7 protein-coding genes are annotated in these 6,396 nt (G+C 71.8%); 5 read left to right on the top strand and 2 right to left on the bottom strand.

All coding sequences use genetic code 11. The annotated features are described in order from the left end of the window. The first annotated feature begins 253 nt into the window (after window positions 1-253). Window positions 254-895 carry a class I SAM-dependent methyltransferase gene (locus ACWD6P_RS14945; protein WP_451444495.1) on the top strand — a complete coding sequence of 214 codons (642 nt, stop codon included), beginning with the start codon at window positions 254-256 and terminating at the stop codon, window positions 893-895. Window positions 896-977: 82 nt separating this feature from the next. Here ACWD6P_RS14945 and ACWD6P_RS14940 read toward each other — a convergent pair whose 3' ends face one another. Together ACWD6P_RS14940 and ACWD6P_RS14935 are read right to left on the bottom strand one after the other, a co-directional pair. Further along, a complete protein-coding gene (locus ACWD6P_RS14940) occupies window positions 978-1,349 on the bottom strand; it encodes a fic family toxin-antitoxin system, toxin component (RefSeq protein WP_451444494.1) in 372 nt (123 codons plus the stop codon). Then, on the bottom strand, window positions 1,346-1,621 hold the full coding sequence (locus ACWD6P_RS14935) for a hypothetical protein (protein ID WP_451444493.1): 276 nt from the start codon (window positions 1,619-1,621) through the stop codon (window positions 1,346-1,348). The genes ACWD6P_RS14940 and ACWD6P_RS14935 overlap by 4 nt, the downstream gene beginning before the upstream one ends. Window positions 1,622-1,795: 174 nt before the next feature. Here ACWD6P_RS14935 and ACWD6P_RS14930 point away from each other — a divergent pair, with 174 nt between their 5' ends. From ACWD6P_RS14930 to ACWD6P_RS14915, 4 genes are all read left to right on the top strand, one after another. After that, on the top strand, window positions 1,796-3,277 hold the full coding sequence (locus tag ACWD6P_RS14930; RefSeq protein WP_451444492.1) for an APC family permease: 1,482 nt from the start codon (window positions 1,796-1,798) through the stop codon (window positions 3,275-3,277). A gap of 96 nt (window positions 3,278-3,373) precedes the next feature. After that, the gene (locus ACWD6P_RS14925) at window positions 3,374-3,802 is read left to right on the top strand and encodes a GNAT family N-acetyltransferase (protein ID WP_451444491.1); all 429 of its coding nucleotides are present in this window, start codon (window positions 3,374-3,376) and stop codon (window positions 3,800-3,802) included. A 208-nt stretch (window positions 3,803-4,010) separates the two neighbouring features. Continuing rightward, the gene (locus ACWD6P_RS14920; protein WP_451444490.1) at window positions 4,011-5,354 is read left to right on the top strand and encodes a hemolysin family protein; all 1,344 of its coding nucleotides are present in this window, start codon (window positions 4,011-4,013) and stop codon (window positions 5,352-5,354) included. Next, window positions 5,351-6,370, top strand: coding sequence for a hemolysin family protein (locus tag ACWD6P_RS14915; RefSeq protein WP_451444489.1), 1,020 nt, complete (start codon window positions 5,351-5,353; stop codon window positions 6,368-6,370). Before ACWD6P_RS14920 ends, ACWD6P_RS14915 begins: the two co-directional genes overlap by 4 nt. Window positions 6,371-6,396: the final 26 nt, after the last annotated feature.

Below are 6,396 nucleotides of genomic sequence, written 5' to 3'. Positions count from 1 at the left end.
GCAGTCCACACACCAGGCCCCGGAGGACCGTCACCGGCAGCCGAACAGCCCCGCGCAGCGGCACCGCCCGCCGCAGGCGCAACGGCGACAAACCCGAAAACGTCGACCCAGGCAAAGCGCAGCGGAAGGGCCGCAGGCGCAACGGCGACCAACCCCCACGGCGGGAAAGCCGAAAACGTGGGTAGGACAACGGCGACAGCCGCCCCCGCGAGAGGAGACCCCGGTGCAGCGCAGGAAAGTTGTCAAAGACGCCGTGCATCACCCGATCTTCGCCCGCTATTACGCGACCTGCTGTGGCCCGGCGGCGGACGCGCGGGTGGGGGTGGCCGCGCTCCGGAAGGAGTTGCTGAGGGGGGCGACGGGCCGGGTCATCGAGGTCGGCGCGGGGACCGGGCTGAACTTTCCGCACTACCCGGGGACCGTCTCGGAGGTGGTGGCGATCGAGCCGGAGTCCACACTGCGGGCGGTGGCCCGGTCGGCGGCGGCGCACGCCGAGGTGCCGGTGGACGTCGTGCCGGGGGTGGCGGAGGCGCTGCCGGTCAAGAGCGAGGCGTTCGACACGGCGGTGGCGTCGCTGGTGCTGTGTTCGGTGCACGATGTGCAGCGGACCCTGGCAGAGCTGCGGCGGGTCCTTCGCCCCGGCGGTGAGCTGCGGTTCTTCGAGCACGGGCGGGCCGCGGGGCGGGGGCTGGCGGCGGTGCAGTGGGCGCTGGACCGTACGTTCTGGCCGCTGCTGATGGGCGGGTGTCACACCGGGCGGGATCCACTGGGCGAGATCCGGACGGCCGGGTTCGAGGTGCTGCGGCTGCGGCGGTTGACGGTCCCGGAGCGCGGGCCGACGCTGCCGACGTCACCGGCGGTGCTGGGCACGGCGCGACGGCCGACGGCGGGGTGACGGCCGCCTGGCGGAGAGCGGTGGGACGAACGGGCTGAGAGCGGCGTGGACGCGGGGGTTCTCCGGCCCGCACCGACCGCCGTCACACCATCCACGTCCGCAGCTCGTCCGCGATCGTGTGGACGTCCGCGGTGCCTTCCTTGACGAGGCGGGCGAGCTCGCGTACCTGCTCGGGGGAGGTGGCGATCTTCAGACCGCTGGCGACGAGATAGCCGTAGGCGACGGCGGTCGCGAACATCGCGTTCGACCGCTCCAACGCCGGTACCTGGAGCAGGAGTTGGAGCAGCGCGGCGGCGCGGTCCGGGGGATCGGGGTAGACCGGCACGCCGAATATCTCGGCTTCATGGCGGCTGACCGCGGCCACCAGGGCGCCCCAGTCGGTGACCTGGGGGTCTCCGGGGGTGTGCTGTTCGGCGATGAGCAGGAGCCAGGCGAGATCGATGCGCAGTGTCACGTCGTGCCCGGCAGTCCTTCGTGGTTGCCGGTGGGGGTCCTGCGGCCCGGGGCGCCGCCCGTGTCCAGGCCGAATTCCTCGGCGAAGACCCGCTCGTACTGCTTCATGAAGTCGGAGGCGGCCTCGACGAAGGTCTGGCCGACCTCGCCGGCGTCCCTCAGCACGAGCTCCTCGATATAGCGGTTCACGCTCACTCCCCGCTGCAGGGCGCGCTCCCGCGCCGCTTCGGCGGTGGCCTCGTCCACCCGGACGTTCAGCTGTGTCTTCGCCACCCCTCCAAGCTAGCGGGCATGCGCTAGCACCGGCAAGCATCGCCGCCCCTCCAAGGGGGCCCGAGCGCCCGCGTGCCGCTGCCGATGACGTCGGGGCGGATGCCGCACGATGTCATCCGTCGGACGCCTGACCGGACCGCCCGTGACCGCTCGGCCCTCAGGAGGACCACCGCAGTGTCCGCCCCCGCCACCGTCCCGCATCTGAAGCGCAGTCTGCGCCGCTTCGACATCATGGCGATGGGCGTCGCCGCCGTGATCTCCTTCGATGTGATCGGGCAGATCGCCTCCGGGGGCGGCCAGGCCGTCACCTGGATCGCCGTCATCGCGGTGGCGTTCCTGCTGCCGTACGCCCTGATGTTCGCCGAGACCGGGGCGGCGTTCCCCCAGGAGGGCGGCCCGTACGTCTGGGTGGAGGTGGCGTTCGGACGGCTGGCGGCCGCGCTGACCACGATGTTCTACTGGGTCACCAATCCGGTCTGGCTGGGCGGTTCGCTGGTCTTCGTGGCGGCGGAGGCCTGGGACGGCTTCGTCTTTCCGCTCGGCTCGGGAACGGTGGCCGACTACGCCTTCAAGCTGGTGTTCATCTGGGCGGCCATCCTCACCGCGGTGGTCTCGCTGCGCCGCGGCAAGTGGATCACGACGGGCGGCGCCGGCGCCAAGATCCTGGCACTGGCCTTCTTCACGGCCACGGCGCTGGCGTACGGCGTCCAGCACGGCTTCCGCGGCCTGGAGAGCGCCGTCTTCGCCCCCAGCGGCACCGGGTTCCTGGCGCTGGTGCCGGTGCTGCTGTTCGCGTTCGTGGGGTTCGAGGCGCCGAACGCGGCGGGTGACGAGATGCTCGATCCGCAGCGCGATGTGCCGGTCGCGATCGCGCTGTCCGGCGCCATCGCCACTTGCTGCTACCTGCTGCCGGTGCTGGCGATCGTCTCGGTCGCCCCGGCCGGGCAGGTCACCGGGGTCGGTGGCTTCATGGATGCCGTGCGGCTGGTCTTCGGGATCTACGGGAGCTGGCGCGGGCCGCTGCTGTCCTTCGTCGCCGTGCTGTTCGTGGTGGCGCTGGTGACCCAGGGCAGCGCCTGGATGATCGTCGCGGACCGGATGCAGGCGATGGCGGCCGCCGACGGCGGGTTCTTCAGCCGAGGCCTGGGGGTCTTCCATCCGCGGCTGGGCACTCCGGTCCGGATGAATCTGCTGTCCGGCGTCACCGCCACCGTGTTCATGGCCGCCGCGATGAACCTGGCGAGCGGGGACACCTCGGCCGCCTTCGGTGTGGTGCTGACCGTCGCGATCACCACGCTGCTGCTCTCGTACGTCGCCGTGATCCCCGCCCTGCTGGCGCTGCGGCTGCGCCACCGCGCGGTGCCCCGCCCCTATCGCGTCCCCTTCGGTACCCCGGGCTTCGCCCTCGCCAATGTGCTCGTCTACGCATGGATCCTGCTCGGCGCATGGGTGGCGCTGTTCCCCGGCACGCTGGAGTCGTTCGTCGGCATCCCGTACGACTTCCGGGCGACCTGGGGCGTCTCCCGCCTCTCCTTCGAGACCTTCACCCTCGGCACGGTGGCGCTGCTCCTCGCGGTCGCCGCCGCCGGGTACCTCGTCCAGCGCATGCGCCCGCAGGCCGACCACGAGCAGCCGGAGTCCGGCCCGCTGCGGTAGCGGGCCGTGGTTGCCCGAGCGGCCGCGGACGGGCCATCTCAGGCGACCGGAGAAAGGACTGGCGCGGGCGGGGCCGCGGCTGGTTGGGTCGTCGGCATGATCGATATGGACATCCGCCCCGCCGTTCCCGCCGACGCCGAGACCGTTCTCGACTTCTGGAAGGCGGCCGCCGAGGGCACGAGCATCAGCGACGACGTCGCCGGGGTGACCCGCCTCATCGAACGCGACGCCGAGGCCCTGCTTCTGGCGGAGTCGGACGGGGTGCTGGTGGGCACGGTGATCGCCGGCTACGACGGCTGGCGGGCGTCGCTGTACCGGCTCGCCGTGCACCCGGCCCACCGCAGGAGGGGCGTCTCGAAGGCCCTCCTCGAAGCGGCCGAGGAGCGCTTTGTGAAGCTCGGCGGGCGGCGCGGGGACGCCATGGTGCTGGAGGTGAACGAGCTTGCGCACCACGCCTGGGCGGCGGCGGGCTACCGGCGTGAGGATCAGTGGCGGCGGTGGACGAAACCGCTGGTCCGAGCGTGATCAGCGTGACCTGAGAGGTCTGGGGAGGGACTCCCCTCGTTACTCCCCTCGCTCGCCACTTTGCCAGACCTTTACCATGGTGCTCTTCCCTTCTCATGTGAAAGGTGTGTGAGCGTCCGGCCATGGGCGAGCCTCCCAGTTGTCGAGTGACCGCGCGACATAGCGCAATCCTCCCGATCCTGTTCGATCATGGGACGGAGGTGACTCGATGACCGACCTGCTCCTGCTCGGTGTGGCACTTCTGCTGACCCTGGCCTGTGGTGTCTTCGTCGCGGCCGAGTTCTCGCTGACGACCGTGGAACGCAGCGACCTCGAACATGCCGCCGAGCGCGGCGACCGGGGCGCGGACAGCGCCCTGAAGGCCGTGCGGTCTCTGACCTTCCAGCTCTCCGGCGCCCAGCTCGGCATCACCGTCACCGGCCTGGTCATCGGCATGCTGTCCAAACCGGCGATCGCCACCCTGCTGGCGGGGCCGCTGGGCGCGATGGGCCTGCCGCGCTCGGCCGCGGAGTCGCTGGCCCTGGTGCTCGGTACGGCGATCTCCACGGTCGTCCTGATGGTCGTCGGCGAGCTGGTCCCCAAGAACTGGGCCATCTCCAGTCCGCTGGCCATCGCCAAGCGGGTCGCCACGGCCCAGCGCGGCTTCAGCGCCACGTTCAAACCGTTCATCGGGCACCTCAACAACACCGCGAACCACATGGTCCGCCGGATGGGCCTGGAGCCCGCCGAGGAGCTGGCGTCGGCGCGCGGCCCGCAGGAGCTGGTGGCGCTGGCCCGGCACTCCGCGAAGGAGGGCGCGCTGGAGGCCGACACCGCCGAGCTGTTCGTGCGCACGCTCAACCTCGCCGATCTGACCGCGGAGAACGTCATGACGCCGCGGGTGCAGGTGATGGCGCTGGACGTGCAGTCCACCGCGGAGGACGTCGCCAACGCCACCCGGGCGACCGGGCTGTCCCGCTTCCCCGTCTACCGCGGCAGCCTGGACAGCGTCGTCGGCGTGGCGCACATCAAGGACGTGCTGACCGTCCCGGCCGAGCGCCGCCCCCGCCATCCGGTGTCCGAGCTGCTGCGCGAGCCGCTGCTGGTCCCCACGACGCTGACCGTGGACCGGCTGCTCGACCGGCTGTCCGGCAAGCGCACGATGGCCGTGGTCATCGACGAGTACGGCGGCACGGCGGGCGTCGCGACGCTGGAGGACATCGTCGAGGAGGTGGTCGGCGAGGTCCGCGACGAACACGATCCGCTGGAGACGCCCGATCTCGCGCCGGCCGGCGCGGACGCCGAGGGACGCGAGGTCTATCAGGCCGACGGCGCGGCACGCACCGACCAGCTGGAGCGGATCGGCCTGCGGCTGCCGGACGGCCCGTACGAGACCCTGGCCGGCCTGATCGCCACCGAACTGGGCCGGATACCGGTCACCGGCGACCGGCTGGAGGTGGGCGGCTGGTCGATGGACGTACTGGACGCCTCCGGCCATCGCGCGGCGCGGGTGCTGCTGCACGCCCCGCTGCCGGGCGGCGGCGACGAACCGGAGACGGGGGCCCGCCGATGACCGCGCTACAGCTGTTCGTGGGCCTGCTGACGCTGGTCGTCAACGCCTTCTTCGTGGGCGCCGAGTTCGCCCTGATCTCGGTGCGCCGCAGCCAGATCGAGCCGTTCGCCGAGCGCGGTGACCGCCGCGCGGACAGTGTGCTGTGGGGTCTGCAGCACGTCTCGGCCCTGCTGGCGGCCGCTCAGCTGGGCATCACGCTGTGCACGCTGGTGCTGGGCGCGGTCGCCGAGCCGGCCATCGCGCACCTCCTGGAGCCGGTCTTCAGCGCCGTGGGGATCCCGCACACGCTGATCCACCCGATCGCGTTCGTGATCGCGCTGTCGCTGGCCACGTACCTGCACATGCTCTTCGGCGAGATGGTGCCGAAGAATGTCGCGCTGGCCGAGCCGGTGCGCAGCGCGCTGCTCCTGGGGCCGCCGCTGGTCGCGCTGACCCGGGCGCTTCGACCGGTGATCTTCGCCATCAACGCGCTCGCCAACGGGCTGCTCAAGCTGCTGCGGGTGGAGACCAGGGACGAGGTGACCGCGACCTTCTCGGACGACCAGCTGGCGAAGATGGTCGACGACTCCCGGCAGGCCGGGCTGCTGGACGAACGGGCCAAGGAGCGGCTGCGGGACGCCCTGGAGCTGGGCCGCCGCCCGGTCAGGGACGTGGTGCTGCCGGCCGAGCACGTCGTCTCCGCGCAGATGGGGATCACCGCCGAGGAACTGGAGCAGCTGGCCGCCGACTCCGGTTTCTCGCGCTTCCCCGTCGTCGACGACACCCACCGCATCCTCGGCTATCTGCACGTCAAGGACGCGCTGGACGCCTCCCCGCGCCGGCTGGCGTTCCCGGTCTCCGCGCTGCGGCCGATCGCCCGGGTCAAGGCCGCGACGCCGCTGGACGACGTGCTGACGGCGATGCGCGGCTCCAGTACGCATCTGGCCGCGGTGATCGGCGACGACGGGCGGCTGGCCGGGCTGGTGACGATGGAGGACGTCCTCAGGGAGCTGGTGCTGCAGCGGCCCGCCGGCTGACGAGGGGCCGGAGCCGGGGGCGGCGA

The sequence above is a fragment of the Streptomyces sp. NPDC002446 genome (genome assembly GCF_053595675.1).
Note: the sequence above shows the minus strand (reverse complement) of the source record. Positions and strands in the feature narration are given on the sequence as shown.

Bases quoted from the DNA above. Each gene is read 5' to 3' on its own strand.
- ACWD6P_RS14925 (WP_451444491.1), top strand. From the start codon at position 3,374: ATGATCGATATGGACATCCGCCCCGCCGTTCCCGCCGACGCCGAGACC.
- ACWD6P_RS14920 (WP_451444490.1), top strand. From the start codon at position 4,011: ATGACCGACCTGCTCCTGCTCGGTGTGGCACTTCTGCTGACCCTGGCC.
- ACWD6P_RS14915 (WP_451444489.1), top strand. From the start codon at position 5,351: ATGACCGCGCTACAGCTGTTCGTGGGCCTGCTGACGCTGGTCGTCAAC.